This is a genomic window from Natrinema limicola JCM 13563, assembly GCF_000337475.1.
GTDB lineage: Archaea > Halobacteriota > Halobacteria > Halobacteriales > Natrialbaceae > Natrinema > Natrinema limicola.
Genome location: NZ_AOIT01000029.1, coordinates 174665 through 191866 on the forward strand (window position 1 = coordinate 174665; position 17202 = coordinate 191866).

Annotated in this window: 19 protein-coding genes and 1 tRNA gene; 12 read left to right on the forward strand and 8 right to left on the reverse strand. The window is 64.7% G+C overall.

The window, feature by feature from the left end; genetic code table 11:
- Positions 1 to 22 precede the first annotated feature (22 nt).
- Positions 23 to 385 (reverse strand): Hsp20/alpha crystallin family protein, encoded by a 363-nt coding sequence (locus C476_RS06935; RefSeq protein WP_008011285.1) that lies wholly within the window; start codon positions 383 to 385, stop codon positions 23 to 25.
- 100 nt (positions 386 to 485) lie between these two features.
- Between C476_RS06935 and C476_RS06940 the strand changes: the two genes are divergently transcribed.
- Together C476_RS06940 and C476_RS06945 are read left to right on the forward strand one after the other, a co-directional pair.
- Complete coding sequence (locus C476_RS06940) at positions 486 to 1793, forward strand: molybdopterin molybdotransferase MoeA (protein ID WP_008011287.1); 1308 nt, start codon at positions 486 to 488, stop codon at positions 1791 to 1793.
- Positions 1794 to 1869: 76 nt separating this feature from the next.
- Positions 1870 to 2220 carry a nuclear transport factor 2 family protein gene (locus C476_RS06945; protein WP_008011289.1) on the forward strand — a complete coding sequence of 117 codons (351 nt, stop codon included), beginning with the start codon at positions 1870 to 1872 and terminating at the stop codon, positions 2218 to 2220.
- A 1-nt stretch (position 2221) separates the two neighbouring features.
- Here C476_RS06945 and C476_RS06950 read toward each other — a convergent pair whose 3' ends face one another.
- Together C476_RS06950 and C476_RS06955 are read right to left on the reverse strand one after the other, a co-directional pair.
- The gene (locus C476_RS06950) at positions 2222 to 3349 is read right to left on the reverse strand and encodes an EstA family serine hydrolase (protein WP_008011291.1); all 1128 of its coding nucleotides are present in this window, start codon (positions 3347 to 3349) and stop codon (positions 2222 to 2224) included.
- Positions 3350 to 3487: 138 nt separating this feature from the next.
- Positions 3488 to 4966, reverse strand: a complete 1479-nt coding sequence (locus tag C476_RS06955) for an MATE family efflux transporter (RefSeq protein WP_008011293.1) — start codon at positions 4964 to 4966, stop codon at positions 3488 to 3490.
- 189 nt (positions 4967 to 5155) lie between these two features.
- Between C476_RS06955 and C476_RS06960 the strand changes: the two genes are divergently transcribed.
- On the forward strand, positions 5156 to 7057 hold the full coding sequence (locus C476_RS06960; protein WP_008011295.1) for a molybdopterin biosynthesis protein: 1902 nt from the start codon (positions 5156 to 5158) through the stop codon (positions 7055 to 7057).
- Positions 7058 to 7209: 152 nt separating this feature from the next.
- On the opposite strand, the gene C476_RS06965 is transcribed toward C476_RS06960, so the two are convergent.
- A complete protein-coding gene (locus C476_RS06965; protein WP_049911633.1) occupies positions 7210 to 7389 on the reverse strand; it encodes a hypothetical protein in 180 nt (59 codons plus the stop codon).
- 118 nt (positions 7390 to 7507) lie between these two features.
- On the opposite strand from C476_RS06965, the gene C476_RS06970 reads away from it, so the two are divergent.
- A complete protein-coding gene (locus tag C476_RS06970; RefSeq protein ID WP_008011296.1) occupies positions 7508 to 8476 on the forward strand; it encodes a cobalamin-binding protein in 969 nt (322 codons plus the stop codon).
- The gene (locus C476_RS06975; protein ID WP_008011297.1) at positions 8473 to 8910 is read left to right on the forward strand and encodes a desampylase; all 438 of its coding nucleotides are present in this window, start codon (positions 8473 to 8475) and stop codon (positions 8908 to 8910) included. The genes C476_RS06970 and C476_RS06975 overlap by 4 nt, the downstream gene beginning before the upstream one ends.
- A 6-nt stretch (positions 8911 to 8916) precedes the next feature.
- Here the strand turns inward: C476_RS06975 and C476_RS06980 are convergent, their stop codons facing one another.
- Together C476_RS06980 and C476_RS06985 are read right to left on the reverse strand one after the other, a co-directional pair.
- Complete coding sequence (locus C476_RS06980; RefSeq protein WP_008011298.1) at positions 8917 to 9357, reverse strand: hypothetical protein; 441 nt, start codon at positions 9355 to 9357, stop codon at positions 8917 to 8919.
- Between the two features lie 77 nt (positions 9358 to 9434).
- Entirely contained in the window at positions 9435 to 10949 is a 1515-nt protein-coding gene (locus C476_RS06985) for a sulfatase-like hydrolase/transferase (protein WP_008011299.1), read from the reverse strand.
- A gap of 122 nt (positions 10950 to 11071) precedes the next feature.
- On the opposite strand from C476_RS06985, the gene C476_RS06990 reads away from it, so the two are divergent.
- Together C476_RS06990 and citZ are read left to right on the forward strand one after the other, a co-directional pair.
- Positions 11072 to 11275 carry a hypothetical protein gene (locus C476_RS06990; protein WP_008011300.1) on the forward strand — a complete coding sequence of 68 codons (204 nt, stop codon included), beginning with the start codon at positions 11072 to 11074 and terminating at the stop codon, positions 11273 to 11275.
- A 248-nt stretch (positions 11276 to 11523) separates the two neighbouring features.
- Positions 11524 to 12672, forward strand: a complete 1149-nt coding sequence (citZ, locus tag C476_RS06995) for a citrate synthase (protein WP_008011301.1) — start codon at positions 11524 to 11526, stop codon at positions 12670 to 12672.
- Between the two features lie 115 nt (positions 12673 to 12787).
- Here citZ and C476_RS07000 read toward each other — a convergent pair whose 3' ends face one another.
- A complete protein-coding gene (locus C476_RS07000; RefSeq protein ID WP_008011302.1) occupies positions 12788 to 13126 on the reverse strand; it encodes a hypothetical protein in 339 nt (112 codons plus the stop codon).
- Positions 13123 to 14196 carry a DUF7490 domain-containing protein gene (locus tag C476_RS07005; protein WP_008011303.1) on the reverse strand — a complete coding sequence of 358 codons (1074 nt, stop codon included), beginning with the start codon at positions 14194 to 14196 and terminating at the stop codon, positions 13123 to 13125. Before C476_RS07005 ends, C476_RS07000 begins: the two co-directional genes overlap by 4 nt.
- Before the next feature lie 114 nt (positions 14197 to 14310).
- On the opposite strand from C476_RS07005, the gene C476_RS07010 reads away from it, so the two are divergent.
- The 5 genes from C476_RS07010 to C476_RS07030 all read left to right on the forward strand — a co-directional run bounded on the left by C476_RS07010 (position 14311) and on the right by C476_RS07030 (position 17012).
- Positions 14311 to 14715, forward strand: a complete 405-nt coding sequence (locus C476_RS07010; RefSeq protein ID WP_008011304.1) for a gamma-glutamylcyclotransferase family protein — start codon at positions 14311 to 14313, stop codon at positions 14713 to 14715.
- A gap of 261 nt (positions 14716 to 14976) precedes the next feature.
- Positions 14977 to 16188, forward strand: coding sequence for a threonine ammonia-lyase (ilvA, locus tag C476_RS07015; protein ID WP_008011305.1), 1212 nt, complete (start codon positions 14977 to 14979; stop codon positions 16186 to 16188).
- Between the two features lie 53 nt (positions 16189 to 16241).
- On the forward strand, positions 16242 to 16622 hold the full coding sequence (locus C476_RS07020) for a Rid family detoxifying hydrolase (protein WP_008011306.1): 381 nt from the start codon (positions 16242 to 16244) through the stop codon (positions 16620 to 16622).
- Positions 16623 to 16637: 15 nt separating this feature from the next.
- Entirely contained in the window at positions 16638 to 16883 is a 246-nt protein-coding gene (locus C476_RS07025; protein ID WP_008011307.1) for a hypothetical protein, read from the forward strand.
- Between the two features lie 47 nt (positions 16884 to 16930).
- Positions 16931 to 17012 (forward strand) — tRNA-Ser (locus tag C476_RS07030).
- Positions 17013 to 17202: the final 190 nt, after the last annotated feature.

The following is a 17202-nucleotide window of genomic DNA, read 5'->3' on the forward strand; positions in this document are numbered from 1 at the left end:
GGCCAGTCTCACTCACCCCGTGTTAGGTGTCCTCGTCGACGATCTCGATCGTCGTCTCGTCGATGGCACCTCGTTTTGGCAGGACCAACTCGAGGACGCCTCGATCGACCGTCGCCTCGGCGTTGGCTTCGGAGGCGTCGTCGGGCAGCGGGAGGTCGATATCGAGAAAGAGCGAGCGGTTCTCCTCGATGTACTGGTAGTCGTCGCTGGGCTCCTTTTCCCGGGTGGCATCGATGGAGATGCGACCATCCTCGATCGCGAGGTCGAGCGACTCGGCGGTGACTCCAGGGACGTCGAGTACGAGCAGATAGGCGTCTTCGCTCTCGAGTAGATCGAAGAAGACGTCCTCGGAGAGGTCCCGCAACGCGTCGCGGAGCGCTGACATGGATACAGGTTCGAACGCCGATACGAAAAACCCCGCGGTCGCGGCGATTTCCCCTCCACGGGCCCCCACGCTTTTGGCGTCCCGCGACTCGAGTCACCGTATGGAAGGAGCGGACCGCGAGCGCACGGAAGCCGGGTTCAAGGTGCGGACGCCGGTCGCCGAGGCGCGCCGGATTCTCAGAGCGGCTGTCGCAGATCGTGGGGACGCCGATGTCCCCTGTGGGACCGAGACCGTCGACGTTGCGCGTGCAGACGGCCGCGTCCTCGCTGCGCCCGTTACAGCCGCCCGAAACGTCCCCCACTATCGGCGGGCAGCGATGGACGGCTACGCCGTCCGGGCCGCGGACACCTTCGGGGCCAGCGAACGTTCCCCGGAGGTGTTGGAACTCATCGAACCCGACGCGGCCGACGAGGAACACGCCACCGCAGATCGCATCGAACCGGGAACGGCCGCACGGGTCCATACCGGCAGCGCCCTCCCCGAGGGAGCCGACGCCGTCGTCATGATCGAACGCGTCACCGAACGCGAATCGATCGGTGACCTCGAGGTCGAAGACGCCCTCGCGGAGGGCGAAAACGTCGCGCCGGTCGGCGAGGACATCGAGGAGGGGCAACAGCTCTACGAGGCGGGCCATCGGCTCCGCCCGTCCGATCTGGGCCTGCTGCGGTCGGCGGGCTACTGGCAGGTTGCGGTCGCACAGCAACCGACGGTGGGCGTCATTCCAACCGGCGAGGAACTGGTCGAGGCCGATCCCGATCCCGGCGAGGTCGTTGAGACCAACGGACTCACGGTCTCACGGCTGGCCCAGCGGTGGGGCGCTCGCGCCACGTACCGCGATGTGGTCACCGACGATCCCGAGTCGCTGCGCGTGGCCATCCAGCGCGACCTCACCAAGGACGTGGTCGTCACGACCGGCGGCTCCTCGGTCGGTGAGCGTGACTTGCTGCCGGAAGTGATCGACGACCTGGGTGAGGTGCTGGTCCACGGCGTCGGACTCAAACCCGGTCATCCGGTCTGTCTGGGGATCGTCGAGGATACTCCCGTGCTCGCATTGCCCGGCTATCCAGTTGCCTGCATCGTCAACGCCGTCCAGTTCCTTCGGCCGACGCTGCGCTGGCTCGAGGGCACAGAACCCGACCCCCACCCGACGACACAGGCTCGACTCGAGCGCAAGATCCCGAGCGAACCCGGTACACGGACGTTCGCACGGGTACGCCTCGAGGCCCGCGACGAGGACGACCTGGACCGGGACGAACCCGCGTACACGGCGATCCCGACCCGGGCGAGCGGCTCGGGCGTACTCTCGAGCGTCGCGCTGGCCGACGGCTGGGTCGTCGTCGACGACGACCGCGAGGGGATTCCGGCCGGTGAGACGGTGGCCGTCGAGAACTGGGAAGTCAATCCGTAACGATCCTCGAGAGCGGGCTGTGCGTCCACAACCTTCATATCGATATGTGTTGCCAATTCTCATTGAGGAATTCCAAATGACGACGACTGACGACGTACTCGACCACCACCTGACGGCCTTCGGCGAGCAGGATCTCGAGGAAACCATGGTCGACTACACCGACGAGTCGGTGATCGTGACGAACATGGGGACGTTCCGCGGCCTCGATGAGATCGAGGGGCTCTTCGAGAACCTCTTCGCGGAGTTCTCTCAGGAGGGGGCGACGATCGACGTCGACCAGGAGACCGTCGAGGACGAGTTCGCCTACATCGTCTGGCACGCCGAGTCGCCGGAGAACGTCTACGAGTTCGCGACGGACACGTTCTATATCCCCGACGACGAGATCCTGTTCCAGACCTTCGCCGGGAAGATCTCGCCAAAAGAGTAACTCACCGCAGTGCGAGTCGAACGGCGTCGGCCAGCGCGTTCACGCGGGCGACGTGTTCGTAGGTGCCGTCGCGGACCCCGTTGGTGACGTACGCGAAGCCGACGTTCTCCTCGGGGTCAGCCCAGCCGACGCTGCTCCCGAGGCCGGCGTGGCCGAAGACGTGCTCGGGGGAGAGCGTGCCGTAGGGTGCAACCGCCGTCCCGCCCTTCCAGAAGCCGAGCGCGAACCGCGCCTCGCGGTCGAGCGTCCCGTCGGACGCCGTTTCGGCCTCGAGCCGGGTCATCCGGTCGACGGTCTCGGACTCGAGGAGGCGGGTCCCTTCGAGTTCGCCGTCGTTGGCCAGACAGGCATAAAAGCGGGCCATGTCCCGCGCGGTGCCGATCCCGGTGGCTGCGGGAACCACCGCCCGGTGGACCTGTTCGGCGTTGAACGGGGCTGCGACCGCGGCGTTGTCGCCGAGTCCCTCGCCGGGGTCCCGACAGCGGTCGAACGGGTCGAAGCCGACCACCGTCGCCACGTCGTCGTCCTCGTCCTCACGGAGGCCGATGCCAGTGTGCTCCATGCCCAGCGGCTCGAAGACGCGTTCGGCGGCGGCTTCCTCAATCGGCGTGCCGGAGACGCGGCGGACGAGTTCGCCGACCAGCCAGCCGAAGGTCAACGCGTGATAGGCCGGTTGCTCGCCCGGTGGCGAGAGCGGGTCCTGTTCCTCGAGCGTCTCGATAACGGTCTCCCAGTCGCTCCAGACGGTCGGCCGATCGTCGAGTTTGCTCTTTTGCAGTCCCGCCGTGTGGCTGAGCACCTGCCGAACGGTGATGTCGGCCTTGTCGGTGCCTGCGTCGGCGAATTCCGGCCAGTAGTCGACCACGCGATCGTCATACGCGAGTGCGCCCTCCTCGACCAGCGAGTGCAGCGTCACCGCGGCGTAGGGTTTCGTACACGAGAACAGCACGTGGCGCGTCTCCCGGGTCTCCGCGTTGCCGTCGGGTCCCGTCGTGCCACCCGCGAGGTCGATCACGAGGTCGCCGTCGACGAAGACGGCCAGCTGTGCCCCGTGGTGAAGCCCGACCTCGAGATGGCGCTCGAAGAGGGCGGCGATGCGCTCGCGATCGGTGTCGGCAAGTCGTGACATACCACGTGCAACCAGCAGCGGGATTGTAACCGTTCCGCCCGAGACAGCAATTTATACGGACTCCTGTCAGCCAGTATCGGTGCACCCGCATGACAGGTCACAGGTGCATTGAGACACAGTGACAGCAGACCGTCTCAGTTAGTCGCTCGCCGACGAGTCGGGCCGATACGCACGGCTGATGGCCTTCCAGTGGCCGGTCGCGAACCGGTAGTACGTGACCGCAGCGGGCACGAACGTCTCGAGGATCAACGCGGCATACAGCGCGCCGATTCCGAGCGGCGTCACGGCCTCGAGGAACGGAACCGGGATCGAGACGGCACCAACGAGAGCGACGGGAAGCGCGAAGCCATACAGCCCGAGTACCTGCCCGTAGAACGGCCAGCGGGTGTCGCCGCTGGCGCGAAGCGGCCCGGTCGCGCCGCCGCTGACACCGCGGAAGACGACGCTGACACAGGCGACGGCGATGAACGCAGTCACGAGCGGCAGGATCGATGGATCGGACACGAACAGGCGACCGACCTGTTCAGCGAAGACGAGGACGAGCGCCCCGCTGACGAGGTAGACGCTAGTGCCGAACCAGAGCACTTCGCGGCCGTAGGCGTCGGCGTCCCCTTCGTCACCGGTGCCCAGTTCCTGGCCGACTAGACTGCTCGAGGCCAGCGAAAAGCCCCAGCCGGGCGTATCCATCAGGTCTCGGACGCGCCGGGCGACGACGTAGGCGGCGAGGACGTTCGGGCCAAAGAGCGCGACGATCGCGAGCATCGGGAACTGGGCGGCCCGCCGGGCGACGTTAGTAAACACCAGCGGCATCCCGATGGTGAGCACGTCGCGGATCTCGTCGCCCGTCACGAACGGCCACGCGATACTGATCGTCACGGGGAACGCGCCGACCAGCGGCAACCGGCCGACCGTGAAGCCGATGCCGAACGCCGCCAGGACGAGCGCGTTCGCGACGACGGTGCCGATCGCCGCGCCGACGACGCCCACTTCGAGGACGAAGAGCAACACCGCGTTGAGTGCCACGTTGACGACTGCGCCGCCCGCTCGAAGGACCATGGGCGTCCACGCGTCGTCGGCACCGACGAGTGTCCGACTGCCGATGAGGTTCAGCCCTGCCACCGGGACGCCGACGGCGACGACGCGGAGGTAGTCCGCGCCGAAGGCGATCGCGGCGGCGTCGTCGCCGACGAGTGCGATCAGTCGCTCAGCTCCCATCCCGTAAACGGCAGCGAGCGGCAGTAAGCTCATGGCGACGATGACACCGCTCGTCGTCACCGCCCGCGAAAGGCCCGCAGCGGTCCCACCGCTGTATCGCTGGGAGACCAGACTAATGGTCGCGCCGGCGACCCCGCCGCCAACCGCAAAGGCAAGCCCCCAGTAGGGGGTCGCCAGCCCGACGCCGGCGATCGCCGCCGGCCCGAGCGCGATCCCGACCATCGCGACATCCGCCGCGGATTTGGACATTCGCGCGATTCCTGTGACGATGCGGGGCCAGGCGAGGTCGGTCGTCCGCTCGGCGCGTCGCGCGTCGATCACGCCGACCCGTGCGAGCAGGTAGCCGACCACGAGCAGCAGCCACCGGACGGGGTTTGGAACGTCACTCGAGCGAAAAGCCACGATGAATCGTTCGTGACCAGACGCTAAAACCCTTCATATATCGCCTCGTTTCGGGACAAACCACCATGTGATGGCGGTATTATAACACGAACGTTTATCGACGATGCCGATCGACCCGAGGGGCTGCCATATCGTGTCGAACCGGCGTATTCGACCGACGTTTTTAGCCTCGGCTCCCGAAAGGCCGTTATGAACCGCAAGGAATTTCGCGATCTCGCCACGCCCGCGGAGGCACGCGAGGCGATCGACTCGCTGGCGCTCGAGGCTGGCATCGAACGCGTCCCGCTCGCGGAGGCGCGGGGTCGGGTGCTGGTGGCGCGACTCGACGCTGAACTCGACGTCCCGGGGTTCGACCGGGCGAGCCTCGACGGTTACGCCCTTCGGGCGCGGGATACGTTCGGTGCTGACGAGGCCGATCCCGCCCGGCTTGCGGTCGTCGGCGAGGTTCATGCCGGCGAGGAGCCGGATATCACACTCGAGGAGGGGCAAGCAGTCGAAATCTCGACGGGCGCGGTGATGCCTGACGGTGCCGATGCGATGGTCCCCGTCGAACGTACGGATCGCGTCGACGGACCGTCGACGGAACGAGCGAGCGGTGAAACTCCTACCGACATGGAGTCGGACGGCGACGAGGTCCTGGTCCGCACTGCAGTCGCCCCGGGTGACAACGTCATGTTTGCCGGCGCAGACGTCGCCGCAGGCGAGCGTGCGCTCGGTCCTGGAACGCAGATTACGCCTCGAGATATCGGCCTGCTATCGGCGCTGGGGATCGACGAGGTACCAGTCCGAGCCAAGCCGCGTGTCGGCATCGTCTCGACCGGCGACGAACTCGTGCGGCCGGGCGCGGACCTCGCGAGCGAGCGCGGGGAGATCTACGACGTCAACAGCTACACGATCGCCGCAGGTGTCGAAGATGCGGGTGGCGAGGCCGTCCTCTATCCCCACGCTGGCGACGAGCAGGACGAGATGGAGCGGATTCTCCGCGAGGCTGCCGACGAGTGTGATCTCGTCCTCTCCTCGGGGTCGACCAGCGCGAGCGCGGTCGACGTCATCTACCGTGTCATCGAAGAGCAAGGTGAGTTGCTGCTCCACGGTGTGAGCGTCAAGCCCGGCAAACCGATGCTGATCGGGCGGCTAGACGATTCAGCCTATGTCGGCCTTCCGGGCTATCCCGTCTCCGCGATGATGGTCTTTCGCACCTTTGTCGCGCCGGCGATCCGCGAGGCCGCCGGACTCCCCGAACCCGCGTCGGCGACCGTCGCCGGCCGGCTGGCTCGACAGGAACGCTACGAGGAAGGCCGGCATCGACTCATGCCCGTCGGCTTGGTCACCGATGGCGACGGTGAAACGCTCGTCTATCCCGTCGACAAGGGCAGCGGCGCGACGACCAGCCTCGCCGACGCCGACGGCGTCGTGGAAGTCGGCCCTGAAACCGACTACCTCGAGCAAGGCGAGCCTGTCACCGCCACGCTGTTCTCGCCGGACGTCCGACCGCCGACCCTCTTCGCCGTCGGGGAGGACGACCCGACCGTGTCGCGACTGCTCGACGGTCTCGAAAATCCACGCTATCTTTCGGTCGGTACCCGGCCGGGCCTGCGACGACTCCGCGAAGGCGTTCCCGACGTGGCCGTGGTCGCGGGGCCGCTCGAGGCTGACGTCGAGACGGTCGAACTCGGCCGCTGGGAGCGCGAGTGGGGGCTGGTCGTCCGTACCGGTAATCCCGACGAGATCGAAGGACTCGCAGACTTGGTCGACCGGGACCGACGCTTCGTCAATCGGACGACCGACTCGGGGCTACGCTCGAGTCTCGACGCGGCGATCGCCGACCTCGCGGACGACCGGGGAACGACTAGACGCGAACTGACAGACGCGATCGACGGCTACGATCTCGGACTGCGAGCCCACGAGAGTCCTGCCCGAAAGGTCATCGCGGGCGACGCCGACGCCGGCCTCGGCCTGCGTGAAACCGCCGACCGGCTCGATCTGGGCTTCGTCCCCCTCGGCGAGCAGCCGGTTCGCGTGCTGGCGAATCCCGATCGGACGGCAAAGGATGGGGTTCGGGAACTCGAGGCGGCACTCGCGGACGTGTAGTGTCGACCGCAGTCGGGGACCACGTCACGGTAGCACTCCGACACTCATACGGTCTGCTGTCCCGATGTCCCGGTGCAACCGCAGTGCGGGTTGCGGTCCCACCGGCACTGACTGACAGGAGTCCGTATCAACGCCGATCGACCACCAAGTCCCTACTCCTCGGTGTCGCCGGTTCGCATCGCCTCCTGCCACGACGAGGCGTCGAAAAAGGACTGCAGCGCCATCAACACGCCGACGTACGTGCCGAACGCGACGACGACGACCGGAACGATGATCGCAAGTACCAGTCCGCCGAGGGGGTTCGCACCGAGCAGCTGTAAGAGAACTGCCATACCGTTTTCAGGGCGGACGGCGATAATATATCGTTCGAACGCGTCCGCGTTCGCGAGCGCCCGCGAGGCCAGCTAGCCGACGGGGCCGCTTTTGGTTTCTCGCTCCCTACGAGGAGCCATGCAAATCGTCACGACGCTCCCGTCAGCGACCGAGATGGTGGCTGCGCTGGGACTCGAGCCGGTCGGCGTTTCCCACGAGTGCGACTACCCACCGCGTGCCGCGACAGCCCCTGCCGTCACTCGGTCGCGGATCAATGCCGACGAGTCGGCCTCGAGCGCCGAGATCGACCGCCAGGTCCTCGAGGTCGCCGAGACCGAGGACGGCGTCTACGAGATTGACGTCGAGACGCTCGCCGATCTCGACCCGGACGTGATCGTCACGCAGGGAATGTGTGACGTCTGTGCGGTTGACGAGACCGTCGTCGCCGACGCCGTCGACCGGATTGCGGCCGATCCCGAGGTCGTGCCGACCGACCCACACAGCGTCGGCGACGTGCTTGACGACATCGAGCGGATCGGTCGTGCGGTCGACCGCGAAGCGCGCGCTCGCGAGGTCCGCGCCGAACTCGAGTCCCGCATCGATGCCATCCGCAAGCGAACGGCCGACATCGACGCGGTCGACCGCCCGCGGGTGGCGATTTTCGACTGGACCGATCCCGTGATGATCGCGGGCCACTGGACGGCCGAACTCGTCGACTGGGCCGGTGGTGCGTACGGGCTGGCCGACGTCGGCGCGCGTTCACGACCGCGCGAGTGGGAAGAAATCCGTGACTACGATCCCGAAATCGTGATCGTCGCACCCTGTGGCTTCGGCCTCGAGCAGATCGCACGCAACAGGACGGACCTCACCGACCGCGACGGATGGGACGCGCTCACGGCAGTGAGGGAGAACCGCGTCTGGGCGATAGACGGCGACCACTATCTCAATCGTCCCGGCCCGCGGCTGGTGGACACGCTCGAGGCGCTCGCGGCGATCGTCCAGCCCGAGCGATTCGACGGCCCCGATTCTGATATCGCGGTTCCGTTCGACGACCTCGCCGGACTCGAGTCGGTTTCGGACACCTCAGCTACTGGCTCGGGTTCGTGATCGTCCTGCCGACCGCTATCCGCGAGGCAATCTTTGAGCGCGCTCGCGAGGGCAGCCCCGAAGAGATCTGTGGCGTCCTCGGCGGCACGCACGAGCCCGAGGGGACGAGTCGCGTCCGCTCGCAGTACCCCGCAGACAACGTCGCCGAGAACCCGCGAACGCGCTACGAGATCGACCCCGAACAACAGTTGGCGATCTTCGACCGCCTCGAGGCTCGCGGCGAAGAAATCGTCGGCTTCTATCACTCCCATCCCCATGGCCCGGCCCGTCCGAGCGATACCGACGCCGCACTGGCAACGTGGCCCGACCGGTCGTACGTGATCGTCTCGCTCGAGCCCCACAAGATCGGCTCGTGGCGCTGGCGGGCAAGTACCGATCGTGACGGCGCAGACGCCGACGGCCGATTCGAGCGCGAACGGCTCGTCGTCGACTGACCTCGCTCAGTTATCCGCGTCGGCCTCGAGTTCGTCGGCCTTGTTCCGCGCCTCAGCGGCTTGCTCGCGGAACTCTTCGATCCGCTGGCTGAGCTTCTTCCCGGCGATGTATTTGAACTCGTCGGGCATCATCCCGTACTCGATATCGAGCGTGATCATCGTATCACAGCCTTCGACGATTTCGGGGGCCCAGCTTCCCTGTGCCAGCTTCGACTCGTCCGTGACGACCGCCTCACCGTCCTCGACGTCGATGAAGGCGGTGACGATGTTCCAGATGTTCGGATTGCTCGAGCTGGCCTCGTCGAACAGCCCCTCGAGTCGCGATCCCTTGAGCTCCCCGTCGCGGAGCTCTTCGAGGAGATCCTCGAGGGCGTCGGCCAGTTTCTCGTGTTCGGCGGCTTCCTCGCGAAGGTCGGCCGGTGACTCGTCTGCACTGTGCTCGGTCATCGGCGATCCCCCACCACGTTGCTGTCCGCGATCATAAACGAGGGTACCCGCTTCGAGACCGTAAACGTACGCTTCCGTTACGACGCGTCCTCGAGCGCGTCTGTCACCCACATACGGTTTGGATCTTCTGTTCTGTCCATCCATTTAACAAGTCGTTGTCTCATCTCCCGTCGTACAGCATCGTATTCGGGATGGTCGATCAAATTCTGTAACTCGGAAGGGTCGGCCTCGAGATCGTATAGCTCATCGATGTCGGGGCCGTTGTAGACGTACTTGTACTGGGCCGTGCGGACCATCCGCTGGCTGTAGAGGCCGAACTCGTCGCCGTGGTACTGGCCGAAGATCGATCGGGGCCAGTAGTCCGATTTCCCGTACCTCCCGTTAGTTATATCAATTTCTGCAGGGTTTTCTAGGTCGGGATCGAGAAACGGCACAAGACTCCGCGAATCGAACGTATCTGGGATGTCGACGCCGCCAATTTCGAGGAACGTCGCCGCGAGATCGTGTAAGTAAACCGGCGACTCACAGGACGACTGAGTCTTGAACCCGGGTCCGCGGATCTGAAGCGGAATCCGGTAGGTGTCGTCGTACATTATCGGGCCCTTGTTGAACTGGCGGTGATGCCCGACGAAATCACCGTGATCCGCCGCGTGAACGACGACCGTGTCGCCGGTCATCCCATAGGTGTCGAGCGCGTCAAGAATCCGCTCGAGTTGCCGCTCGATGAGCGTCATAAAGCCCCAGTACTTCGCGATCGCCTCCGCCCACAGGTCCCAATCGAAGCCGTCGACGCCGCGGTAGGCGAGGTAGTTCTCGTGGACACGGGGCTTGCCGTCGTACGTCTCGGCGTAGCTGTCGGGTCGCTCGATGTCGTCTGGATCGTACAGCGAGGCGTAGGGTTCTGGGACGACATAGGGATGATGGGGGCCGTAAAAATCAGTCCGGTGGAAGAACGGCGTGTCTCGACTTCCGTTGGCGTATTCTTTGATCCTCTCGATGGTCCATTGGGCGGTAAACCAGGCCCGGGTATCCTCGACATCGATCGGTGCTGTGGCGGCGACGAGCGTCCCCTCGCTGGCGTCTCGTGGATCCTCACCGGTGTAGATTTGATCCTCGAGGGAGGGTTCGCCGAGGGGGACGCCGCGTTCCTTGCGATACTCACGGAACGCCGCGTCAATATCGTCGTGGTGTCTGTCACTGCCGCCGAGATACGAAAATCCGAAGTCCTCCGGCGTCTGGTCGCGACCTACGTGCCATTTCCCGATGTAACTGAGATTGTAGCCGGTATTGGCGAGTTCCTCCGAAAACGTCGGGAAGTCGGTCGGCAGGTTCGGCTGGAGCGCGTCCGGTTCGTGGCAGTTGTTCAGCATGCCGTGACGGTGTGGGAACCGCCCGGTCAGCAGCGACGCGCGGGCACTCGAGCAGATGCTGATCGGTGTGAACGCCTGCTCGAAGCGAACGCCCTTGTCAGAGAGCCGGTCACTTCCCGGCGTTTTGACCTGTGGATCGCCGGGTGCGCTAGCGTCGTATCGCTCCTGGTCAGTCAGGACGAGCAAGATGTTCGGGCGGCTGTCCGCGTCAGCGTCGGCCATCACGCACCGTACACCGACGCTGTAGTTAATGGTGTAACCTGAACGTGGCCGCTCGGCAGGGATCATAAGTCGCCGCCGTATGAACCCAACCGTTGATTTATCCACCGTTCGATGGGGAACACGTGCCGAGCGCGTACTGTGGTGAGTGTGAGTGGCAGTATCGGACCAAGGGGGACGACGCGGCTGCACTTAGCCGCGCGATGATCGACCATTTCGTCGAGACGGGCCATTCACCGGTCGAGCGGTGTGACGCTGTGGACCGCTCCTCGACCGACGACCTCCTCGAGCCAGCGGATCGGACAGCGACGCGCACACGCGATTGCTGACTGCTCGTCCCGTGGACTCGCTGACCGAACTCGGGTCGTAGCCATCGCTGGGTGAATCTCACAGGATGTGACCGATTGTCTATCAGTGCCGGTCAACAGCGTCGCATAACTGACTGTTTGTCCACTACAATTCGGAAACGTACTTTACTCTCGAGTGAAAAGGTGATGCCAGCCAGCGATTTGGCGTGCTATCATCCGACACCGACCAAACGATAATACTTTTCCATTAGGGTCCGAAATCCCTGAGTATGTCTGACGACCTCAAGAAAGGGCTCGAGGGTGTGTTAGTCGCTGAATCGGGACTCAGCTCGATCGACGGCGATGCGGGCCGGCTGATCTATCGCGGCTACACGATCGAGGACCTCGCGCGCGGCGCGAGCTACGAGGAAGTTCTGTACTTGCTCTGGAACGGTCATCTCCCGACCGAAGACGAACTCGAGCCGTTCGCGGACGCGCTCATGGAAGAACGCGAGGTCAGTGAGGACGTCCTCGCGACGATGGAGCGACTCGCTGCGGCCGACGAAGAGCCGATGGCGGCGCTGCGAACTGCAGTCTCGATGTTCTCGGCCACTGAACCCGAAACAGACGCCGACCCAGACGACCTCGAGGCGACGCTCCGGAAGGGTCGTCGCATCACGGCCAAGATCCCGACCGCGCTCGCGGCCTTCGAGCGCTACCGACTCGGCGAGGAGCCGGTTGATCCTCACCCTGACCTCGGGCTTGCGGCGAACTTCCTCTACATGCTGACCGGCGAGGTGCCCGGCGACATCGCCGCCGAGACGTTCGATCAGGCGCTCATCCTGCACGCCGACCACGGCCTGAACGCCTCGACGTTTACGTCGATGGTCATCGGCTCGACGATGGCCGACATCTACAGCGCCGTCACCGGCGGCATCAGCGCCCTTTCCGGACCGCTCCACGGCGGTGCGAACCAGGACGTCATGGAGGTCTTGATCGAAATCGACGAGAGCGACTTAGACCACCGCGAGTGGGTCGAGCAAGCCACTGAAGAAGGACGGCGCATCCCCGGCTTCGGCCACCGCGTCTACAACGTCAAAGACCCGCGCGCGAAGATCCTCCAAGAGCGCAGCGAGGAACTCGCGAACAACGGCGAAAGCAAGTGGTACAAGTACACCACCACCATCGAACAGTACCTCTCCGAGGAGAAGGGGCTCACCGAGAAGGGCATCGCCCCGAACGTCGACTTCTACTCGGGCTCGGTCTACTACCAGCTCGGCATCCCGATCGACATGTACACGCCCATCTTCGCGATGAGCCGCGCCGGCGGCTGGATCGCCCACGTCCTCGAGTACCAGGAGGACAACCGCCTCATCCGTCCGCGCGCCCGCTACACCGGCCCGGAGGACCAGGAGTTCGTTCCGATCGAGGAACGGTAACGCCGTTTCCGTCGCGTTTTTTGTCTTCAGTTTCTGACCGTCTCAGACTGTAAGCGCCGCCGCTCGTTGCAAACGACACGAACGACAGAACGGTTTGATTCCCGCTCGCAGCCGGTCACTTCAGCTCGCGAACGAGCAGCGAGATGCCGATCAATGACGTCAGGAGGACGGCGAGGTTGAATGCGGCGCGGATCGGCGGCTGGAACTTGGGATCGACCCAGAGCTCGATGGTGCTGGTAACGCTCCCGTAAAACTGAAACAGGGCGAACACGGCCACCAGCGAGCAGACGGCGAGCGCGCCCCAGGCGAGATAGCGGTGGATCTCGTTGGAGCGTGGATCGAATCCGCTGATGGCGTTCGATTTGGCTGCCGTCTGAGCGCCATCGCGTTGGTGTGGCTGTTGATCGGTCGTCTGGTCAGTGTCGGTCGTCGGCTGTGTCGATGTATCAGTCATTGGAACCTCCGTGCAAGCGCGATCGTGGCGAGGACTGCAACAGCGGTGACGGCGATCCCGAACCCAGGTGTTCCGTCTCCACTCGATTCAGCACTCGCGTCCTCACGTGCGGCATCGCTGTCAGTTTCGGTGCTGCTGTCGGCTGCCTCGTCGTAGGCGTTGGAACTGCTGGCAAAGTCGCTTACTTCGAGCCCGGTTTCACTGGCTGTTTCGTTGACGGACAGCGACCCGGGGCCGAGGTTGGCAGCCGCGCGGTTCGTCCGGACGATCGTGCCGTCCCGCCAGAGGATCGCATCGAGGTAGTAGTCGTACCCCTGCGGGACCTCGAGCCCGACGGTTGGCGACGCGGTTTTCCCGGGCTTGATCGTTGACAGCTCGACGGTCGCGGAGTCTGCGATGACGTTTGACTCTGCCTGGCGGGCGTTCACTTCGAGCTTGAGGTCACGTTCGGCGTTGTCGCCAGTGTTCGTGAGGTAGCTACTGACGTCCAGCGTGGCCGTCTCGGCGGTCGTCGAGTCGATCGAGTAGCCGATCGCGGGGATGTCTGCAGGGCTCCCACCAGCGTCGCCGCCGAAGCGGTGGAACTCGACATCGGTGGCAGCGTACGCGGGCGTCAGCGCGTCGACGCCGTCGACAGTATGGCTGGTCGACTCGGTACGGGTGCCGTTTCGATAGACGAACGTTTCGATCTCGTAGCTGCTCTTGCGGGGGACCGACACCGTATCCGTGACGACGACTTCGGAGCCGTCGGTCAGCGTCTCGACGTCCCGTTCGGTGGTGTCCTCGACGAGACCGGTCTTCGTGTCGGTCGCGCGATGGACAACGGTGACGTTCGTGACGGGGTCGCCACGGTGCTCGAGGTACGTATCGACGGCCAGGGTGGCGGTACCGCCGGTGACCTCGTCGGCGCTGATCGTGATTTCGGCCAGCGATACGTGGCCGGTGTGCTCGACATCAGCGGCCGTCTCGGGCTCGCTGGGATCGGACACCGCTCCAGTGAGCGCGAGGGTCGTGACCGCCCCGGTCACGACCACGAGTGTCGCAATGGCCAGGAGGGACTCGCGATTCATATCATCGTGCGCACACCAGTTGTATAAGTGCTTTGTGTAGTCACGATAGAATGACAGTCCGCGTGCCGAGACTGGAGCAGTACGAGCAAGACGCTGGCGCTGAAACGGCCCGATGTGTTCGTCTTCGTCTACGGAACGCTGACCGATCCCGAGCAAGTCGCGACCGTCTTTGGTGACAGCAGCCAGTACGAGTTCGCCGGCCGCGCGACCCTCGAGGGGTGTCATCGAGTCGACGGCCGCTATCCGACGCTCGCACCCGGGGGCAGCGTCGACGGACGGCTGCTCGCGGTCGACGACGCGGGCCTCGAGCGCCTCGACCGATACGAGGGTGTCGACAGCGGGCTCTACGTGCGCGTCGAGGTGTCAACCGGAAGCGGCGTGGAAGACGAGGACGATCGCTGCTGGGTGTACGTCGGCGACCCGGTGAGACTCGATGTCGACGTGACGTGGCCGGGGGATGGCCCGTTTTGCGACCGCGTCCGACGAGTCGCTTCGCGGCGGGTCGTCGTGGTCCGATAGACCGAATGACGCGTGTCTGTCCTTCGTCTGACGTCCGCTCTAACCCGCCGCTTGCTTGCGGTTTCACTTTCGCCGCGGGTGCATGAGATTTATATACTCTGGGTCCCCTTCTCCATTCGCACGTCACACGCCGTGCATTCCCTGTATTCCCTGTCGTGCTACGTCCTGTAGCACATCCCTGTTGGGGGACGACGGTGGGCCCGGAACGGCTCCCCGCTCTCCGACAGTAATCCTTACACCCCACGCCGAGTAGACAGGTGTATGCTTGAACTCGCGGATATTCTCGAGGCGCGCGAGCGGGTCCGGGAGACCTCCCGGCAGACGCCCCTCGAACATTCACACACCTATTCGGCGATGACCGGTGCCGAGATTCATCTCAAACTGGAGAACTTCCAGCGAACGGGGGCGTTCAAGATCCGTGGGGCGACCAACCGGATCGCGACGCTCTCCGAGGAACAAAAGGACGCCGGTGTCGTCACCGCGAGCGCTGGCAACCACGCACAGGGAGTCGCGCTCGCGGCCACGCGGTCGGGCGTCGACTCGAAGATCGTTATGCCCGAATACGCGCCGATCTCGAAGGTCAAAGCGACCAAAAGCTACGGTGCCGAGGTCGTGCTCGCGGGTCGGGACTACAACGAGGCCGCCGAGCGCGCCCACGAAATCGAACGCGAGGAGGGCCGAACCTACGTCCACGCCTTCGACGACGAGTACGTGATGGCCGGACAGGGAACGATCGGCCTCGAGATCATAGAGGACTGCCCCGACGTCGAGACGGTCGTCGTCCCGATCGGCGGCGGCGGGCTGATCAGCGGGATTGCGACCGCGATCAAAGAACAGAAACCGGACACACGTGTCATCGGGGTACAGGCCGACGGTGCCTCGAGTGCAGCGCCCTCACTCGAGAAGGGCGAACGCGTCTCGATCGACGCGGTCGATACGATCGCCGACGGGATCGCGACCCGCAGCATCGGCGAACAGACCTTTCCCCACATTCAGGAGTACGTCGACGAGATCGTCACCGTCTCCGACCCCGAGATCGCCGTCGCCCTGGTCTACCTGCTCGAGCGCTCGAAGACTCTCGTCGAGGGCGCGGGCGCGGTCCCGCTTGCAGCCGTCCTCTTCGAGACGTTCGACTACGACGAAGACGAAGTCATCGTCCCCGCCCTTTGCGGTGGGAATATCGACCTCAACACGCTTACCAACGTCATCGTTCGCGGGCTGGTCGAGACCGGCCGGTATCTGAAGATCAAGACCGTCCTCAAGGATCGACCGGGCGCGCTCGAGGATCTGCTGGATATCTTCACCGCCCACCGGGCGAACATCTACGCGATCCACCACGATCGCACTTCCCGCGAGGTCGAGATGAGCGACACCGAAGTCGAGATCGAACTCGAGATGCGCGGCCCCGACCACGTCGATGCGTTCCTCGCCGATCTCCGCGATGCGGGCTACGAAGTCGACGTGCTGGCCTGATTGCGGTCCCCGTTCCACCCCGTTTTAAGCCGGCGCCGACCGAGACGTGGGATATGAAACGCATCATCGAGACCGACGACGCACCCGCCGCAGTCGGTGCGTACAGTCAGGCGACCAGCAACGGCTCACTGCTCTTTACCGCCGGCCAGATCCCCCTGACAGCCGACGGCGAACTGCTCGACGACGAATCGATCGCGGCCCAGACCGAACAGGCGCTTTACAACCTCGACGCCATTCTCGACGAAGCCGGTGCGTCGTCCGAGGACATCCTCAAAGTCACCGTGTTCCTCGCGGACATCGACGACTTCGAGGCGATGAACGAGGCCTACGCCAACTACTTCGACGACGAGCCGCCGGCCAGAAGTGCCGTCGAAGCCGGCGCGCTCCCGAAGGGCGTCGGCGTCGAGATCGAAGCCGTTGCCTCCCTCGAGTGAGGCGGTGACCGGTCCGTGACCGATTCGCTCTCGGCGTTGTTCGGACTCGAGGCGCGCGTCACGTCGGCCCTGCTGTGGGGACTCGTCGGCAGCCTGTCGATGCTGGTCGGTGTCCAGAGCTACACGCTGCTCGTCGACCCCCTCGTGACGATCACGCAGGCGCTGGCGGTGGCGTTGCTGGTCGGACTCGCCGTGGCTGGTGGGGCGTACGTGCTCGAGCCACGGCTTGCTGCGTGGGCGGCCAACCGCACGACGAAGTGAACGTATCTCGTAAGGGTTAAACCACGGACGCGGTTAGGATAGCGTGAGCCAGGATGGCCGAACGGTAAGGCGCACGCCTGGAAAGCGTGTTCCCTTTCGGGATTCAGGGTTCAAATCCCTGTCCTGGCGTTTCTGTCGCGAACAACTTCGTGAGCGACAGATACCTAACGACTGGATTTGAACGAGAGAAGACGTAGCGATCGAACGAAGTGAGATCGACCGTCTTCGCGTGGTTCAAATTCCTGTCCTGGCGGTTTCGTGATTGTTGCTCGTTCACAATAGCGGAGGGCGTTCGTCGCACCTCGAGTCGCGTGTGGGA